Annotated in this window: 9 protein-coding genes and 1 CRISPR repeat array; of the genes, 8 read left to right on the forward strand and 1 reads right to left on the reverse strand. The window is 43.4% G+C overall.

Features of this window, described 5'->3' with window-relative positions:
* Positions 1-60: 60 nt before the first annotated feature.
* The 7 genes from cas10d to cas2 all read left to right on the forward strand — a co-directional run bounded on the left by cas10d (position 61) and on the right by cas2 (position 8,128).
* Complete coding sequence (gene cas10d, locus H6F56_RS18760; protein ID WP_190671149.1) at positions 61-3,447, forward strand: type I-D CRISPR-associated protein Cas10d/Csc3; 3,387 nt, start codon at positions 61-63, stop codon at positions 3,445-3,447.
* A gap of 86 nt (positions 3,448-3,533) precedes the next feature.
* The gene (gene cas7d / locus H6F56_RS18765; RefSeq protein ID WP_190671151.1) at positions 3,534-4,562 is read left to right on the forward strand and encodes a type I-D CRISPR-associated protein Cas7/Csc2; all 1,029 of its coding nucleotides are present in this window, start codon (positions 3,534-3,536) and stop codon (positions 4,560-4,562) included.
* An 11-nt stretch (positions 4,563-4,573) separates the two neighbouring features.
* Positions 4,574-5,284 (forward strand): type I-D CRISPR-associated protein Cas5/Csc1, encoded by a 711-nt coding sequence (cas5d, locus tag H6F56_RS18770; protein WP_190671153.1) that lies wholly within the window; start codon positions 4,574-4,576, stop codon positions 5,282-5,284.
* A gap of 57 nt (positions 5,285-5,341) precedes the next feature.
* Positions 5,342-6,190 carry a CRISPR-associated endoribonuclease Cas6 gene (gene cas6, locus H6F56_RS18775; RefSeq protein ID WP_190671155.1) on the forward strand — a complete coding sequence of 283 codons (849 nt, stop codon included), beginning with the start codon at positions 5,342-5,344 and terminating at the stop codon, positions 6,188-6,190.
* A 39-nt stretch (positions 6,191-6,229) separates the two neighbouring features.
* Positions 6,230-6,823, forward strand: a complete 594-nt coding sequence (cas4, locus tag H6F56_RS18780) for a CRISPR-associated protein Cas4 (protein WP_190671157.1) — start codon at positions 6,230-6,232, stop codon at positions 6,821-6,823.
* A 17-nt stretch (positions 6,824-6,840) separates the two neighbouring features.
* Entirely contained in the window at positions 6,841-7,842 is a 1,002-nt protein-coding gene (gene cas1d / locus H6F56_RS18785; protein WP_190671235.1) for a type I-D CRISPR-associated endonuclease Cas1d, read from the forward strand.
* Between the two features lie 13 nt (positions 7,843-7,855).
* Positions 7,856-8,128, forward strand: a complete 273-nt coding sequence (cas2, locus tag H6F56_RS18790; protein ID WP_190671159.1) for a CRISPR-associated endonuclease Cas2 — start codon at positions 7,856-7,858, stop codon at positions 8,126-8,128.
* A gap of 258 nt (positions 8,129-8,386) precedes the next feature.
* Positions 8,387-15,397: a CRISPR direct-repeat array (repeat unit 37 nt; unit sequence CTTGAAATTCACTTGAATCCCTATCAGGGATTGAAAC).
* 201 nt (positions 15,398-15,598) lie between these two features.
* Here cas2 and H6F56_RS18795 read toward each other — a convergent pair.
* Positions 15,599-17,143, reverse strand: coding sequence for an adenylate/guanylate cyclase domain-containing protein (locus H6F56_RS18795; RefSeq protein WP_416361001.1), 1,545 nt, complete (start codon positions 17,141-17,143; stop codon positions 15,599-15,601).
* A gap of 948 nt (positions 17,144-18,091) precedes the next feature.
* Between H6F56_RS18795 and H6F56_RS18800 the strand changes: the two genes are divergently transcribed.
* On the forward strand, positions 18,092-19,351 hold the full coding sequence (locus tag H6F56_RS18800; RefSeq protein ID WP_190671163.1) for a C1 family peptidase: 1,260 nt from the start codon (positions 18,092-18,094) through the stop codon (positions 19,349-19,351).
* Positions 19,352-19,412: the final 61 nt, after the last annotated feature.

The raw sequence follows: 19,412 nt of genomic DNA on the forward strand, positions 1-19,412 counted from the left end.
AGCAATACCCTTTCTATGCGCGAGAAATTACTAATTACTTAAATTTTGTTGAGATTAAAAATGGCTAAAAAAAGCAAAAAATTAAACGAAGAAGTACATCAGCTATCTTTGTTCGATCAAGACCCAGAAATAGATAATAATCTAGCCGAGGAATCAGAAGATAACTGGACACCCGATGAAAATGAAGATGATGGGTTTGGTGAACCCTCAGAGCGCACGGTTGAACCGGCTCGGACTGAGTTACTAACTCTGCAACTCTTGCGGGAAGCTATTCAGGCGCAAAATCCTGATGATCCGGTAATGACAGACTTTGCAGAATATGTATTGCCAAATTTGCTGCGAGTTGCGATTGGTGTAACTGCCAAAGGTGGTAAGTTTTTTGATGAGCTAGATCGCCAGCGTGAAGCAGAAGGGAAAGATAAAGTCAGACGGGATAATGCTGCGGATCAATCTCTCAATACTCACTTGCTGAATGGGTTATTTCCTGCCAATTTAATTGAGCAACGCTTGGAAAAAATGGATACCACTGTGCGGCGGGTGGTGCGAGAGCGAGAACGCCGGCTCTTGGTTGCGGGATTTATTTTGCATGATTTTGAGAAATTCCCAGGCGTCCCAGACAATTGCCGGCAGCTTTCGATTGAACAGCATCGGCAAATAATTGATGAAAAGGTGCAGCAATTAGGTTTAGATAGCTTCATCAACCCTGACGATACCGCAGCCTACAAAAACTATCTTGACGATTTACTCTGTCTGGCTTACAACGCTCAACGTCGGTGGGATACTAACTGGAATTTTTCAGAATTTGGATTAAATCCTGTTTTGAGTGATCGGACGCTTGTATGCCTTTGCAATTTAACTTGCTTGGCTGATTCTCTTGCCTCTATTATCAAGCACCCACAAGATGCAGAAAACACCCGATTGTACGAACTAATTCACGCGTTAAGTGATGGCAAATTGAAATTTACTTATCACAGCATTGCAGAAAATCGAGGCGTCCTGACAAATGTCGTGAATAATGCCTTGATGGAAGCTCACACCGATTTAAATTCTAATGATTGCACTTACTACGAGCCTTTGCTGTTTTTAACAACTGGTGTGATTTATTTAGCGAGAAAAGACGCGCCGCCGGTGCCGGTGGAAACCTTACCAGAAAGAGTGGTAAGCAAGATTAAGCAATTATGTGCTGGTCAGTTACAGCGACGGCAAACCGGCTTCGGCAGGGATGGGAAAGGCATGAAATATGCCGAATACTACAGCTTGTTTTTTGATGACGCAGATTTAATGCAAGTGGCGTTAGATGCAACTTTGCGAATTCTCAATCCTAAAAAAGATTCGGTTGCGGAAAGCCGTAGCGAAAACTTGATAAAATTCCAACAAATGGGGGTTTTGCCGGCAGATTACGATTTTTCTTTTACTGATGACATCCGCATCGATCAAATCGCAGAATTTGGCGACTTATTGAGCCGGAAGATTTGGGGAGAACGAGTCAATAAAATCGAAACTGCTTGCAAGCAAGATAAAAAGTTATCTAAACTCCCCGACCTAGATTTAGTTGTTGAAATTGCTAATTTCTGGAATCTCTCAGAATACTTACCCCAAATTCGAGAAATTCAGCGAATTAACGAAAGCCTGAAGGAACAAAAACTCAAAGGCAATACCGGCGGCGTTCCTTACGAATGGTATTACCTGGCAGCAAAATATCTCGAACAGCATCCAGGGGTAGATGATGTGCGGGAGATTTGCGAACCCACGATCACCCATGTCGCACAGCTTATTGCACCGCTTGTCTCATCGTATCAATTGCCGGATGGTTGGGATGACTTGCGCCACTGGGTAGAGCGAGTCGTGATGCTTCTGGGAAAAGCAGAATTAAATACTTTGCTGGCAGAGATATTTCTGAATGAGCTAGCCTTCTATCAAGCTGCCAAAAAATCTGGACGGGGACGACAGTTAATTTGCTCAATTTCTCATTCCCCGTACACGGTTACCGAGCAAATGGAATCATCGGTTTTGTTCACTCCGCAAGTTTATACCAATAAACAAACGCTGCGAGGATCGAACGCGAAACGCAATATCTCCAGCATTGCCGGCATTGAAATGATGCTGAGGCAAATTTTGATGAACCAAACTCAGGCAGTGGGCAAAAAATTTGAAGATAGTAAGTACCGCTATCTCTACTTTTATCCCACCTATTACTTCACTCCAGAAACTAACAAATTTCTGCAAAAAGCCTACCAAAATATTGCCCAAACTCGGTTTGATACAAAGCTTCGCAATCACTTTATCAGCAAGGATTTGCAGGCTAATTTTGAAAAACACCATTATCAAAGAGTCGATGGCTTTATCATTGATGAAAAAATAGATCCCAGCAAAGACCGTACTTTTAAACTCTCCTACCCAGAAGACCAGCCTTTGACCTTCTATTTCATGGCAATGCCTCCGGGACGAGATGGAACGGATACAGAATCTTGGGTGATGCCGGCTTGGTTAGCCTTTGCTTTTCCGATGATTCTAGATGTAAAAACTGTAGTTTCTGAATCGCCAATTCCGCCGTTTAATGATGGTTCTGAATTCGAGGAAAGTGTATTTCTTGACAGTGCGCCCCAAGCCTTCAAAGTTCTGATAAAAGGTGAGCGGTTCCGTTTAGATTACATTCTTGAAGGCTGGACAGATGGCGATAGACAATACCCGGCACCTTTAAATGTTCTCACTGCTGCTTATGCTATTCATCTGGATGTCAACGCTCGCCAGGGGAAAACTGGTTATGACCCTAACTGGGGGAAATTTTCTGAACTGGCTAAGGATCTTGAAACCAGTCCGCTTTACGTTTTTGCGTATCTAAATCGATGGGTTCGCAATCAAGGAGTTGAAACGGCTCGGATTGAGAAAATCAAACTCTATGCCCATCGCTTTTATCCTTGTTTCGATCCTTACGTTGAATTGGACAAAAAAGATGCAAAGTTAAAGGTAAAAAATGAGGTGAAATCCAGCATGAACCATCCGAAAAAATTGACGGAACTATATCGTCTATTTTACCGTGCTAATAAGCGCTACAATCCCAAGGCAAATGCGGTTTTAAAACCGATAGATGTGGCCGCAGAGACCCTTCTCAAAGCCGATCCAAGTTTTGAAGGCGAGGCATTAGTTCATGTAGTTGCGGCAGAAGTATTTAAGTTAATGGATCGCGTGCGCGCTTCGCGTGCGGAAGGCTTTGCGGCGATAAGCAACCGAGAGGAAGAACGCGAAGCGATTTTAGACTTTGCTCGCTACTTCGTTGTGGATGTGTTTGAGCAAGCCTTTGCCGGCGATCGCGCTCGTTTAGCTGGCCGTCAGCTTAACTTGTACAAAGATACGTGCGAATTTTTATATCGTTTGGAGAACGATAGAGAGAATAAAGTGCACGGCAACAAAAATGCCGAGGAAGAATCCGAGGCAACAGAGGAATAGTAGAGATGCAGCAATGCGGTGTCTCTATCCAAAGAACACGCTTGAAAATTTTTACTCAAAAAATATCAATTCATTAGAGGTAAATTATGGCTTTGCTAAAAACTGTTGATTCTAAAGCTTTTCATGTCGAAATTCCCTACAAACCAATGGGAAAATACGCTCACTTCTTGACTGTGCGCGTCACAGAATCTTACCCGCTGTTTCAAACGGACGGTGAATTAAATAAAGCGCGAGTGCGTGCCGGCATTCAAGAAGCCAAACCTATCAGCCGGCTCACCATGTTTAAGCGGAAACAATCCACGCCAGAGCGTTTAGTCGGTCGGGAATTGTTGCGTAATTACGGCTTGATGACAGCCGAAGACTGCGAATATAATGTTAAATTCGCTATGAATAATCCCGATTGCATTATTTACGGGTTTGCCATTGGTGACTCTGGTTCTGAGAAATCTAAGGTGGTTGTTGATACAGCGTTTTCAATCACAGGTTTTGATGAATCGCACGAAACTTTTACGCTCAATGCCCCTTATGAAAATGGGACAATGGCATCTAAAGGGGAAGGAGATTCAAAAATCGGTGAAGTAACTAGCCGAATTAACCAGCAAGATCACATTAAACCTCAAGTTTTCTTTCCCAGCATTGTCACTCTAAAAGATCCAACCGAAGCTGGCTTTTTATATGTTTTCAACAACATTCTTCGCACTCGTCATTATGGCGCACAAACAACCCGGACAGGTCGTGTGCGAAATGAATTGGTAGGAGTTATTTTTTCGGATGGGGAAATTACAAGTAACCTGCGCTGGACTCAGGCAATTTACGATCAGTTGCAAAGTGAAGCAAAAATCAACTCTGCCGATCCGCTGAATGAAGATGATGCGATAGCTGCTGCCAGAAATACAATTCAAACCTTAATGTCTGAGGAATTTATTGTGCATACAGATTTTTTGGGAGAGCAATTTTCTCCTCTGTTAAATGAAGTGAAAGCGCTCACCGGCAGTGAAGCCGGCGTTCAAGCGATTTTGCAAAAAGCCGATGAAGAAGCTAAAGCTTATGCGAAAAAACATATCAAGCAAAAGCCTGAAGGGGAGAAAACAAAGGCTGGCAAACCAGGGAAGTGAAGGTAACAAAGATGGCTTTTATTTACCGATGTCAATTAGAACTTCACGACAGCCTTTACTTTGCCACTCGTGAAATTGGCCGGCTTTATGAAACCGAGCCGGTGATTCACAACTACGCGCTGTGCTATGCGCTGGGAATTGTCGATAGCGAAACCTACGCGACTACTGTTGCTGAAGAACATTCTTATCGCTATTTTTGCCCAGAACAAGTTCCCAAATATCAGGAACACTTGACTCCGCTGAATCAAGCCGGCATTTATATCACTCCCGCTCGTTCTCTTAACCATACGGCAGTTTTGCATACCTGGAAATATGCCAACAATAACTATCATGTTGAGATGGAAAAAACTCAGAAGAATATTCCGAGTTTTGGACGTGCAAAAGAAATTGCAGCGGAGAGCAAGTTTGAGTTTTTTGTCATCAGCCGGCAAAAACCTCTGAAATTCCGTCGCTGGATTCGGTTGGGAAAGTGGGCGAGTAAGGCAGAAGTGAAAGTTGAGGAAACACAAGAGGTGAATGCCTCAAAATCTGAAGAAAATTTTTCCTTTTCTTTTCCGCTCAATCCCCTGGATGTGATGTTTTCTCATCAAGTTTTGACTTACGACACTGTGAATATGCCGCCGGTTAGTTTAATTCAAAATGTCAGAATGCGGGGATATTTTTACCGCTTTAATGACAAGCTAAAACTGCCGGCACTCATGGAATATCGCTTTACAGCTTAATCGTGTGGGTTGGGTTTCTCTACCCAACCTACTGCACTTCAAAGAAGATAGATTAATATGCCTCACAGTCTTGTTCTGAACTTACTTCCTCAATCACCGATTTCCCCGCAATTCCTCACAGGCAGGCACCTGCACGCCCTATTTCTTACGCTTGTTAGCGCTGTCGATCAACAGCTTGGTGACAGTTTGCACAACGAAAAAAGTGAAAAAGCTTTCACCCTCAGTCCTTTGCAAATTAACGGACACCAGCGATTATCTCACGGGATTTCTTCTCTGGAATGGGAATATCATAAACCCATTCCCGCCGGCACTCCTTGTTGGTGGCGTGTTTCCCTATTAGATGATACTTTATTTAGCCGGCTGACTCCCTTGTGGCTAAATCTTAATCCTCAACAACCTTGGCACCTGGGACCGGCAGATTTACAGATCACCGGCATCCTCGGTACTCCCCGATCTTCTCAGCCTTGGGCAAATGCGACTACCTACGCTCAATTATACGAGCAAGCATCTGAGGTAGATCGCCAAATTGCCCTGACAATTTGTTCCCCAGCCGGCTTCCGTCAAGGACAGTATGATTCTGCTTTACCGACGCGAGAATGTGTTTTTGGTAGTCTTTTACACCGCTGGAATAAGTACAGTGGCATTGAGTTTTCTGGGGAATTTTTGGAAAACGTTTTTCCGAGTTTTTTCGATATTCGGACAGAAATGGTTGCGGATTCTCGGAGTAAATTTATCGGCTGTCTCGGAGAAATTAGCTATCGAATTTTAGGGGATGTAGAACCGCAAGCGATTAAGCAAATTAATGCGCTTGCAGATTTTGCACTTTATTGCGGAATTGGGCGAAAAACGCCGATGGGAATGGGAATGATCCGTCGGGTAGGGGTACACGCAAAAGTACGCCCCTAGGGTAGGCGATAACCAACGTCTATTAGGGAACGATTAATTATGAATGATTTGAATGAAATTCCAATTGCAGCGCTGAATCAATTTAGCTACTGCGCTCATCGCTGCTGGCGAATGTTTTGCGCCGGCGAATTTATTGATAACCATTACACGATTGAAGGAACGAGTTTACATCAGCGAGTTCACACCCTGGGAGAGGGACACCGGCAGGAAGTTTGGCAAGTGCGAGCAATTTGGTTGAAATCAGAACGCTATCAGTTAATTGGTAAGGCAGATTTGATTGAAGAAAGTGAGGGTTGCTTTTATCCGGTGGAGTACAAACGCGGGCAAACCGGCGATTGGGAAAATGATGAATTGCAAGTTTGCGCTCAAGCTTTGTGTTTGGAAGAAATGACCGGCAAGACGGTTGAACGGGGGTATGTTTACTACACGCACTCCCATCAAAGGGTGCCGGTGGAAATTACGGAAGAAATGCGAAAAATGACGGTGGAAACGATTGAGGCGGTGCGGCAATTGTTGGAAACCGACACAATGCCACCGGCAGTTTACTCCCAGCGCTGCAAGGGATGCAGTTTGTATCAGCAATGTTTGCCTCAAGCGGTGGCGAAGGTGAGCCGGTATCAGGAAGTGAGTTAATAAAAAAGGAGGAAGTCATGGGAACGCTCTACATTACGAAAGAAGATGTGTTTATCGCTAAGGTTGATGAGCGGTTGTGCGTGAAATTGAATAAGGAAATCCTACAGGATGTACCGCTAATTAAGGTTGATGGGGTGGTGATTTTGGGACGGGCGACAATTTCACCGGCAGCGATAATAGAATTGTTGCAACGGCATATTCCGCTTTCTTATATGACCAGGAGCGGACGTTATTTAGGCCGGCTGGAACCGGAAGTGACGAAGAATATTTTTGTTAGAAAAGCGCAGTGGCAGGCTGCGGGAGAGTCGGAAAAAGCAATTCAGGCGGTGCGGGCATTTGTGCGGGGAAAGTTGAAAAATTATCGCCATGTTTTGCTGAGATCCCAGCGAGAAAATTCTACTTTGGATTTGAGTAAGGGAATTGAGCGGATAGAAACAGCGATCGCACCGATTAATAAAACCGATTCGATTAATTCCTTACGGGGGTTAGAAGGTGCCGGCAGCGCCGCGTATTTTGGCTGTTTTAACCGGCTGATCCGGGCGGATGGGTTCAGTTTTGAAGCGCGACGCCGCCGCCCTCCCACTGATCCGGTGAATTCCCTGTTGAGTTTGGGATATGCTTTGCTGCGCCACGATGTGCAGGGGGCGGTGAATATTGTTGGGTTTGATCCGTATTTGGGATATTTGCACGTCGAACGCTATGGGCGTCCCTCTTTGGCGCTAGATTTGATGGAAGAATTTAGGCCGGTGGTGGATGGGGTGGTGCTGGGTGCGATCAACAAGCGTGTGATTTCCCCCAATGATTTTACCGTTGAACCGCTGAGTGGGGCAGTTTCTCTGACGCCTGAAGGGTTGCGGACGTTTTTGCGCCTGTATGAACAAAAGAAACAATCGAAATTTAAGCATCCGGTGATGGCTTACCAGTGTACTTATCGAGAGGCGTTTGAAATTCAATCTCGCTTACTGGCGAAGTACCTGATGGGAGAGATTGAGAAGTATCCGCCACTGATGTTGAAGTAGGGGGTGAGGGGCTGTGTTTGTTCTAGTCTCCTATGATGTTTCTGAGGATAAGCGGCGCACCAAAATCCACAAGGTGCTGAAGTCTTACGGGCAATGGGTTCAGTATTCAATTTTTGAGTGTGATCTGACGGAGACACAGTATGCTAGGCTGCGTTCGCGTTTAGCTAAGTTGATTAAGGCACCGGAAGATAATATTCGATTTTATTTTCTGTGCGCTTGCTGTGCCGGCAAGGTGGAAAGGATCGGGGGCGAGCCGGTGAGGGATACAACTGTGTTTTTTGCTTGAGATAATTGCGCGGATGGGTTGGTGTTTAGCAGAGATCGGGTGGAAAATCCAAGCTGAGTTCCTATCCGGTAAGGGTTTGAGGGCACTCATTGCCCTCAGCCGATTCGCGCAATCGCTGCAATCCTTATTAGTATGAGGTTTTAGCTGAGTGCCGGTGATGATTTTGTTGACGCAAATCGGGTTGATAAATTATGATAAAGACGATTCACGCAACCGCACCTTGAAAACTAAATACAGCAGGGTTTTCAGACTCGCGCCCTTGAAATTCACTTGAATCCCTATCAGGGATTGAAACAAGGATGCCGGCAACCGAATCAAAGATTTTATTGAACTTGAAATTCACTTGAATCCCTATCAGGGATTGAAACGGGAAGTAGCGCTTGTGCTCTAGCCACACAGAGCGCTGCTGGATTACTTGAAATTCACTTGAATCCCTATCAGGGATTGAAACCAGAGTAAAAGAGCGTTTGAACTGCGCTCGGCTGCTTGAAATTCACTTGAATCCCTATCAGGGATTGAAACGAAATCTAGCACGAAATCTCAGTTCATTATTAGGGGCTTGAAATTCACTTGAATCCCTATCAGGGATTGAAACAAGTTCCGGGAAGGACGCCAGGAACAACGCGCCCACCCGCGCTTGAAATTCACTTGAATCCCTATCAGGGATTGAAACAACAATGCTGCGTGTGTGTTCTGTGATTTGGTGGGCTTGAAATTCACTTGAATCCCTATCAGGGATTGAAACAAGGCTCTCCCCGGTTGAGAGCCTTTGCTTTTGAGCGGCTTGAAATTCACTTGAATCCCTATCAGGGATTGAAACCTGCATCGGTTCAGCCTGTGCCTAATGCTGTTTCCTTGAAATTCACTTGAATCCCTATCAGGGATTGAAACGGCAGCTGTAACCCTATAGGTTTAGCTTATATGAAACTTGAAATTCACTTGAATCCCTATCAGGGATTGAAACTTCCGTCATCTTTCTTTTTTTCGTGTTCTTTTAGGACTTGAAATTCACTTGAATCCCTATCAGGGATTGAAACTAATCCTTCAAAACGGCAAGAGCATAGCTTGCTCCTTGAAATTCACTTGAATCCCTATCAGGGATTGAAACGATAGAGAAGGAAATCCTTGCCGTAAAACTATTAAAATCCTTGAAATTCACTTGAATCCCTATCAGGGATTGAAACTACAGGTTTTCTATATACAGCCCTTTCTACTTTTCAGCTTGAAATTCACTTGAATCCCTATCAGGGATTGAAACGAAAACTTCGTCTTTGTCCCAATCTGGTAACTGCTCTTGAAATTCACTTGAATCCCTATCAGGGATTGAAACGGAAAACTTCAATATCAGGTATGGGTAGATATTAGCTTGAAATTCACTTGAATCCCTATCAGGGATTGAAACAGATGGCCAGCAGGTTATCGCCGTACAGCGCACCGACTTGAAATTCACTTGAATCCCTATCAGGGATTGAAACTTGCAAGTATTGGAGGTGAGGCTTTAAAAACCAGCTTGAAATTCACTTGAATCCCTATCAGGGATTGAAACAAGACTAGAAACAACCGGAGTGAGATGAGCGTAACTTGAAATTCACTTGAATCCCTATCAGGGATTGAAACAGGAGGAAATTCGCCCCCATCAATCCACTCACCTTTAGGACAAGTCTTGAAATTCACTTGAATCCCTATCAGGGATTGAAACAAGAAATTGACAAACTAAAAAGACAACGCTCAACCCTTGAAATTCACTTGAATCCCTATCAGGGATTGAAACGTAAGTGCTTGTTAGTTACATAAAAAGCTATGTAACTTGAAATTCACTTGAATCCCTATCAGGGATTGAAACCTTCAGTTGCAACTTGATAGTTCCTGAACCCTTGACTTGAAATTCACTTGAATCCCTATCAGGGATTGAAACATCTAAGAAGCACACCTTCACGACCAGCTATCACCTTGAAATTCACTTGAATCCCTATCAGGGATTGAAACAAAGCATTTCGATGCGGAACTCGCAGCCCAGGAGTATGACTTGAAATTCACTTGAATCCCTATCAGGGATTGAAACGAGTTGGATGGAGGGCACGGGATAGTTCTAAATGGACAAGACCGCCTTGAAATTCACTTGAATCCCTATCAGGGATTGAAACGAGTTGGATGGAGCGGGACTCTAGCGCTTGGCCCTGTCTTGAAATTCACTTGAATCCCTATCAGGGATTGAAACCGATGTTGGGGCAAAGATGGCCGGCTTCACCCCCATCCTTGAAATTCACTTGAATCCCTATCAGGGATTGAAACTCTCTTCGGCAACTGGTTATTTAAAGGTAGCTAACCTTGAAATTCACTTGAATCCCTATCAGGGATTGAAACTCAATCCTATCGCTGTCCTGTCTTTCACCTGTAACCCTTGAAATTCACTTGAATCCCTATCAGGGATTGAAACGAATCTGCTTTACTGAATAATCAAACTTTTGTAACATCGGCTTGAAATTCACTTGAATCCCTATCAGGGATTGAAACGTTTATGATGTTCTGCCCCTGCCGGCGAAAGCTATCAGCTTGAAATTCACTTGAATCCCTATCAGGGATTGAAACAAACTGGGCAATCTGTTCAGCAGTGAGTTCCTTGCCTTGAAATTCACTTGAATCCCTATCAGGGATTGAAACGCATTTCAGGTTATGGCTCAAAGTCCGATAGAGCCTTGAAATTCACTTGAATCCCTATCAGGGATTGAAACAGACATTAATAATGACACATCCTGTCTACAGCGAACAATACTTGAAATTCACTTGAATCCCTATCAGGGATTGAAACGCGTGTTAATTAAGTAGCTGCCTAAAAAAACTTCTGCTTGAAATTCACTTGAATCCCTATCAGGGATTGAAACATCTCTCGCCCTCCCCGGCTGCTTCTTTAGCTTGGCTTGAAATTCACTTGAATCCCTATCAGGGATTGAAACGTGCTTTTTGTACTAACATATCAATTCCTGAAAGCCTTGTCTTGAAATTCACTTGAATCCCTATCAGGGATTGAAACCTGTACTTAGTAGTTAGTGGTTGATTGAGGGTGGCTTGAAATTCACTTGAATCCCTATCAGGGATTGAAACCTATCAGTTAGCAATTGCTATTATGATGTACTCAGCTTGAAATTCACTTGAATCCCTATCAGGGATTGAAACGATTTATGGCAATCAAGCCAAGGGTTTAAGCATACTTGAAATTCACTTGAATCCCTATCAGGGATTGAAACAACTTTCAGAGCTAGATAATCATATTTATGAGCCACATTCTAAACTTGAAATTCACTTGAATCCCTATCAGGGATTGAAACTCCTTCTGTTAATAACATACCCCGATTTTTAGGGCTTGAAATTCACTTGAATCCCTATCAGGGATTGAAACACACTCCCCCCCCCTGTTGAGAGATTGCCACACGGCTTGAAATTCACTTGAATCCCTATCAGGGATTGAAACGGTTCAACATAGCAGATAGCGTTCTTATCTGCTGGGCTTGAAATTCACTTGAATCCCTATCAGGGATTGAAACGTAGATGGCCTCGCAAAACAAAGACAGGTAAACCTTGAAATTCACTTGAATCCCTATCAGGGATTGAAACTACACAGCTGTATATACAGCCCTCTCTGCTTTTCAGACTTGAAATTCACTTGAATCCCTATCAGGGATTGAAACATTAATTGGTGTGAAATGGTTAATACAGAGTTTAAAGCTTGAAATTCACTTGAATCCCTATCAGGGATTGAAACCAGAAATCTTTATCAATTCTCTCCATCGGTTCGGCAGGCTTGAAATTCACTTGAATCCCTATCAGGGATTGAAACATATTAAGAGTTTTGAAGTTACACAACCTAACAGCTTGAAATTCACTTGAATCCCTATCAGGGATTGAAACACGACATTTTTCCTGGGATAAGTTTATAAATTTTAACCACCTTGAAATTCACTTGAATCCCTATCAGGGATTGAAACCTTAAAAATCTGCGCTTACGTTTTCATGCTGATTGACTTGAAATTCACTTGAATCCCTATCAGGGATTGAAACAACGTGTCTGCCCGTGTATCGTGACAAGCTAGGTAGCTTGAAATTCACTTGAATCCCTATCAGGGATTGAAACTGGTCTGACCGCAAATTTGATATAAGGATGGCTGCCTTGAAATTCACTTGAATCCCTATCAGGGATTGAAACGGCACTGATGAATTAAAGGCGACGGACAAACCAGATTAAACTTGAAATTCACTTGAATCCCTATCAGGGATTGAAACATCATTAATCCCTTTATCAACTAGCCGCTCTAAACTTGAAATTCACTTGAATCCCTATCAGGGATTGAAACTGCTTTCATTGCCCGTTCAGCTTTCGGTGTTGGCCTTGAAATTCACTTGAATCCCTATCAGGGATTGAAACCTTTGCTGCTGAATCTGTCCCCGGTGGTGATCTCTTACTTGAAATTCACTTGAATCCCTATCAGGGATTGAAACAAGAATCACTCGTAGAATGTTCCCGAAATCTGCGCTTGAAATTCACTTGAATCCCTATCAGGGATTGAAACTTAGCTGCTCCTATTGTCCCTCGTTCTATTCCTAACCTTGAAATTCACTTGAATCCCTATCAGGGATTGAAACTTCGTACTTCTTGCCTTGTCGGTCATGATAGAAGCTTGAAATTCACTTGAATCCCTATCAGGGATTGAAACTGACACGCTTGCCATTTCCTTGGAGCGGATAGAGGCTTGAAATTCACTTGAATCCCTATCAGGGATTGAAACTGAAACCATCCTTGGATTTGCACATGGTCATCGCCTTGAAATTCACTTGAATCCCTATCAGGGATTGAAACTTATTGCTTTCTAGCTCAGTTGCAAGCTTCATAATTCTTGAAATTCACTTGAATCCCTATCAGGGATTGAAACATCAACTGGTGAAGACTTCAAGCTAGGTGTAGGACCTTGAAATTCACTTGAATCCCTATCAGGGATTGAAACAAATTAAATCCCGTGGGTGCGGCGCAAATTATTGAACTTGAAATTCACTTGAATCCCTATCAGGGATTGAAACCCTTGTGTTGCTATTTGACGGGTTGCGTGAGCCTCTAAAACTTGAAATTCACTTGAATCCCTATCAGGGATTGAAACAAAAAGCACATTGATCACGGTTGGCCGGTTGTTACCTTGAAATTCACTTGAATCCCTATCAGGGATTGAAACAGCAAGGTTAAAATCACCGATCAGTGTTCTTGGCCTTGAAATTCACTTGAATCCCTATCAGGGATTGAAACGGTTCGATAGTAGATCGTAATTGGCGTAAACGATCCTTGAAACTTGAAATTCACTTGAATCCCTATCAGGGATTGAAACATTACGATTCCGCCTACAGAGCGCGGCGTTTTTGCTTGAAATTCACTTGAATCCCTATCAGGGATTGAAACTGTAGACCCCAAGAGAGCGGAACCGACCCTCTTCCACTTGAAATTCACTTGAATCCCTATCAGGGATTGAAACCCGTCGTGGTTGTCTGTGGCTGTTGTGCTGTAATCTTGAAATTCACTTGAATCCCTATCAGGGATTGAAACCTCAAAAGTGAAGACAGGGAAAACATCACAGAATATGTTGAACTTGAAATTCACTTGAATCCCTATCAGGGATTGAAACTAATTATCGCTCTGGCTCGATGTTCCGTATTGAATCTTGAAATTCACTTGAATCCCTATCAGGGATTGAAACTTCTTGGCAAAACTCGCGGTGGATATCTAAATCAACTTGAAATTCACTTGAATCCCTATCAGGGATTGAAACTCAGTTAATAATAATGACTCAATCAATAGGAGACTTAGCTACTTGAAATTCACTTGAATCCCTATCAGGGATTGAAACAACTCTTTCTCCTATTCCCTGTGAATTTTGTTTGCTTGAGACTTGAAATTCACTTGAATCCCTATCAGGGATTGAAACCACAGTGAAGGTGAATGGCTGGGTGGTGGAGTCAATCAACTTGAAATTCACTTGAATCCCTATCAGGGATTGAAACTAAAGACTATAAAGGTAGAGTTCGCACAATTGAACTTGAAATTCACTTGAATCCCTATCAGGGATTGAAACAACCCTAGGTAATTACAGCGATATAACAAAAAATAAGACTTGAAATTCACTTGAATCCCTATCAGGGATTGAAACTATAGTAGAAAGTCTATACAAAAAGCCCTCCATTTCTTGAAATTCACTTGAATCCCTATCAGGGATTGAAACTCGACGTTCCGCGCAGAGCTGGAAAAAGAAGGACTACTTGAAATTCACTTGAATCCCTATCAGGGATTGAAACACTTAACGGTTGTTGAGCCTAGGAAGTTCATTAGCCTTGAAATTCACTTGAATCCCTATCAGGGATTGAAACAAATCATTTTCCTGTAATACCTAAGAGCAAGAAGCCTTGAAATTCACTTGAATCCCTATCAGGGATTGAAACTCTGTGGTGTGTGCGGCTCAGGAATATGGATATCCTTGAAATTCACTTGAATCCCTATCAGGGATTGAAACTTTAGTTACTGCGCTCTGGAAGCTAGCGCACTATACTTGAAATTCACTTGAATCCCTATCAGGGATTGAAACTTCAAAGTAAACTTCTTGCTCATCGGGATATTGTCCTTGAAATTCACTTGAATCCCTATCAGGGATTGAAACATAAAACCGAGAAGTCTCTAAGAGCAGGAAACAACTTGAAATTCACTTGAATCCCTATCAGGGATTGAAACATCTATGCGTATCACGCGCGCTAAAGCCTTACCCTTGAAATTCACTTGAATCCCTATCAGGGATTGAAACTTAAATGTCGCACCCTACGATTTCACTACAGACTCTTGAAATTCACTTGAATCCCTATCAGGGATTGAAACGCATATTTCTCAGGTTTGCGGTGTTGATATGTGGCTTGAAATTCACTTGAATCCCTATCAGGGATTGAAACTTGGATCGACAGAAAAGTTAGAGAAGAAGCCGAAAACTTGAAATTCACTTGAATCCCTATCAGGGATTGAAACATCAGTGATTGCATAGAGAGACTAATTTATTCAGACCTTGAAATTCACTTGAATCCCTATCAGGGATTGAAACACGAGAGCTACGAGAGGAGGTGCCGGCATGACAGACTTGAAATTCACTTGAATCCCTATCAGGGATTGAAACATCGATACATAAAGCTCTCGGTTGGTGTTAGCGTAATCATCACTTGAAATTCACTTGAATCCCTATCAGGGATTGAAACACCCCAGAATGCACTTTGGAATATTGGGAAGGCAGCTTGAAATTCACTTGAATCTCTATCAGAGCAGGCTAATCATTTACCAATGGGAGAACCACTAATGTTTGATAGTAAACCGGCACAAGATAAATCACCGGCTTCTATGCTAACGCCACCGGCAGGACAGATATCCCACCAGTCAACCGGCTGACATAGCCAATTCTCTTACAAATTAACGCGTCTGCCCTTAATAAAATAAGTCTGCATATCTCCTTTACCCTTAACAGAAATAATTCCCCGATCTTCAAAAAGATACTTCTTTTGGATGTGGTGATAAGTTGTCTCGGTGATCTGAATGCAGCCGGCAGCGCCGTGAGATTCCATGCGGCTAGCCGTATTCACCGTATCTCCCCACAAATCATAGATGAACTTTTTCGTGCCAATCACCCCAGCTACAACGGTGCCGGTGTTAATCCCAATTCGCAAGGAAAAATCTGTGCCTCGCTTAATATTGAAATCTTCAATACTCGAGTGCATATCCAGCGCCATTTCCGCAATCGCTTCTGCATGGTTACTCTTCGGTAGCGGAACCCCACCGGCAACCATATAAGCATCCCCAATTGTCTTAATCTTCTCTAACCCGTGCTTTTCCGTCAGGCAGTCAAAGATTGAGAAAATTTCATTCAGTAAAGCAACCAATTCAGTTGGAGAAATTCGGCTTGCCATTTGGGTAAAATTAACCAAATCCGCAAACAGAACACTCACCTCATCAAAGCTATCCGCAATGATGTTTTCTTCCTGCTTTAAGCGGTCGGCAATCGGCTCTGGTAAAATATTAAGTAATAGCCGCTCCGATTGTCCTTGCTGATAGCGCAGCGCTTCTTCTACTACCTTGCGCCGGCTGATATCGTGAGAAAAAATAGATAAACCTTCATAAGAAGGAAACGCTCGAACTTCAAACCATCTCTTTGTCGGCCAGTAGAAATCTTCAAAACTCACGCTCACTTGTTGAGCAACCGCTTTATGGTACTGCTCATCGAACACTGAACCCACAATTTCCGGCAGAGTTTCCCATATATTCTGACCCAAAAGTTCGTCAGCATTTCGCTGCAAAATTTCAGCAGCTTTTTGATTAACATAGGTAAATCGCCACTGAGGATCAAGGGCGAAAAAAGCATCTGTCATACTTTCCAGCAAATCCACAACTTGCTGATCAGATGCTCGCAATTTTGCTTCCACTTGCTGATATCTCGCGAGTTGGCGCTCTAACCGGCTCACATTCAGCCGCAACTCCATCTGAGTAATCACCTGCCGGCCTAAAACCTGTAGCGCGTTTAGCTGTTCTGGCGTAAGATTGCGGGGAATTCGATCCAGCACACAAAGCGTGCCAATCGGAAACCCATCCGGCGTAATTAAAGGGTTGCCGGCGTAAAACCGGATATCTGGAGCAGAAGTCACCAACGGGTTGCCCGCAAAGCGATCGTCTTCTGAGGCATCGGGGACGATCATTACCTGATCTGGGTTGAGGATAGCATGAGCGCAGAAAGCATCCTCTCTGGGTATCTCTTGCGAGTCAATTCCAACTTTTGACTTAAACCACTGTCGGTTGCTAGCGGTGAGGCTGACAAGAGCGATAGGGGTGCCACAAACCGACGCTGCCAAGCGAGTTAAATCGTCAAAAGCTTCCTCTGCCGGCGTGTCGAGAATCTGATACTCATTCAGCGCCTGGAGTCTCTCCTCCTCGTCGCTGGGTTTGGCAGGCGCTTGCATGGGTGGTATTGTCGAAGGAGGCCGGCGCTTAGGAGAGCGATTTAGCGAACTTTGTAAGCCTTTAACTAGCTTCGTCAGCCAGCCGGCAAGCCGCCTCACACTTTTATAAAAACCTTTTTGACGAGTTTTTTTATAGAAAGCCGGTTTAGACAAAACTCCATACTCCTTAAAAACGCCAAACTTCATATTTTTGAGGCACTCTCCTACTAAACCTTCTCTACCCAATCGCAACAAACAGGCTAAATTCAGCAAACTGTAGAACGATTCATACGCTTAGCCTAGCGAATTTTCACATAAAACCACAACAGACTATTGTTGGTGACTTGTCAACGTGCCGGCAAATTTTTTCCCTTTCAAAGCAAACTCCTGAATATTCACTGTAGCGCTAGAAAGTGAGAAACTGCGAGGGGTTTTTTCTCGCCTAGCTGCTTCGCACTCACTCGTGTTATAATTACTAGACAAAAAGTTTTAATCAAATTTAAATAAAGTCATTTTATACTTTCCTAAAGGCAAAACACTTGCCTTCAGATATGTTTTTGAACCCGTGCAGGCAACAAGTTTAGTCTGTCTAGCCGCCATTTGCAATCGCTATTTGTCAATTTGGCGTGCGGGCAAGATGCCGGCTAGCTGTTATCTCAGGGAGCCAAATGCTGCCACTCCTAATATTTTTGCTAAGTGGGGTACACCCTAGGTTTTCTTATTTTAACAGAAGTTAACTTTTCCTGAAACACCTTAAAATTTAACTCGTTAACTCTTTGTTAAGCTCGCTTAATTAACTTGAGCAATTTTATAAAAAAGTTAGGTGTTTTCTCGGAGGTATGTTTTCCCGCTATTTGACAAAAATTGTAGCGATTAACTACTTGTCACGACGCTTTCCATACACTCGAAAGCTGATAACCGACAAATTCCTTAATTTTTAACTTGTCTGACAGCGCCCAAAGGGATTATATGGCTAAAAAAAGTATTGCTTCCTACTTGATCGAACGTTCCAGCGCCAAAAAACAAAGTATTGCTTCCTACTTGGTCGAACGTTCCAGCGGCAAAAAACTGAGAATCAATGGCTGCCTTCCCTCCCAGAAAAAGCCACCCAAATCTAAGCATTATACAGCCAGCCGGTTTAGCGCTGCCGAGTTGCCCATAAGGGTTGATCTGCGCCATTACTTAACGAACGTAGAAGATCAGGGACAAGTCGGTAGCTGTACCGCAAACGCGATTGCCGGCGCTTACGAATACCTAGCGAAACGCGCAATGGGAGACGCCGGAGATGTTAGCCGGCTATTTATCTATTACAACGCCCGAAAATTCGATGGACTTGAAGGCGACGTAGGCAGCAGCATCACCACCAGCATCCGAGTGTTGCAAGAAATGGGCGCTTGTACAGAAGCCACCTGGCCCTACGATCCGCAACTGTGGGATGAACAACCCTACACTGAAGCTTACGACGAAGCCACAAGATTTTTAATCGAAGAAGCAGAGGAAATTGATGTCAATCTGTTCGCCATGAAACACTGTCTGGCAGAAGGCTATCCCTTTGCTTTTGGTTTAAGGCTTTTCAAATCTTTTGATAAAGCCGGCCACAAAGGAGGAGTCCCCATGCCGGATCTGAATCACGAAGATGGCCGCGAAGAACACGGCAATCACGCAATGCTATGTGTCGGTTATTCTGACCCCTACAAAGTATTTGTGGTGCGTAACTCTTGGGGTGAAAATTGGGGAGATAAAGGCTATTGTTACATCCCTTATGAGTATATGACTAATCCTGAATATTGCTGGCAATGCTGGACAATTCGGGGTGTCAGTGACCTTGATTTTAGTGCCGGCGTCTGGGCGGAAGATGATGAGGATTTCTACTACTACGACGAAGAGGACGAAGAGGAAGAATACACTTACGAATACTACTATGAGGAAGAAGAGTATGAATATGAAGAGGAGGAAGAGTCAGAGGACGTAGAAAACTCTTACGAAGAAGAGAGTGAGGAAGACGAAGAAGAATATTACGAGGAGGAAGAAGAGTCAGAGGACGTAGAAAACTCTTACGAAGAAGAGAGTGAGGAAGACGAAGAAGAAGAAGATTACGAGGAAGAAGAAGGCGAAGAAGAAGAGGAAGATTACGAGGGAGGAGAAGACGAAGAAGAGGAAGATTACGAGGGAGAAGAAGACGAAGAAGAGGAAGATTACGAAGAAGAGGAAGACGAAGAAGAAGAGTAATTTTTAGTTCTTCCGGTGCATCCCAGATTGGCGAAAATCTTATAAGTGGGAGCATCTTGCT

The organism is Microcoleus sp. FACHB-672 (genome assembly GCF_014695725.1).
Lineage (GTDB): Bacteria > Cyanobacteriota > Cyanobacteriia > Cyanobacteriales > Oscillatoriaceae > FACHB-68.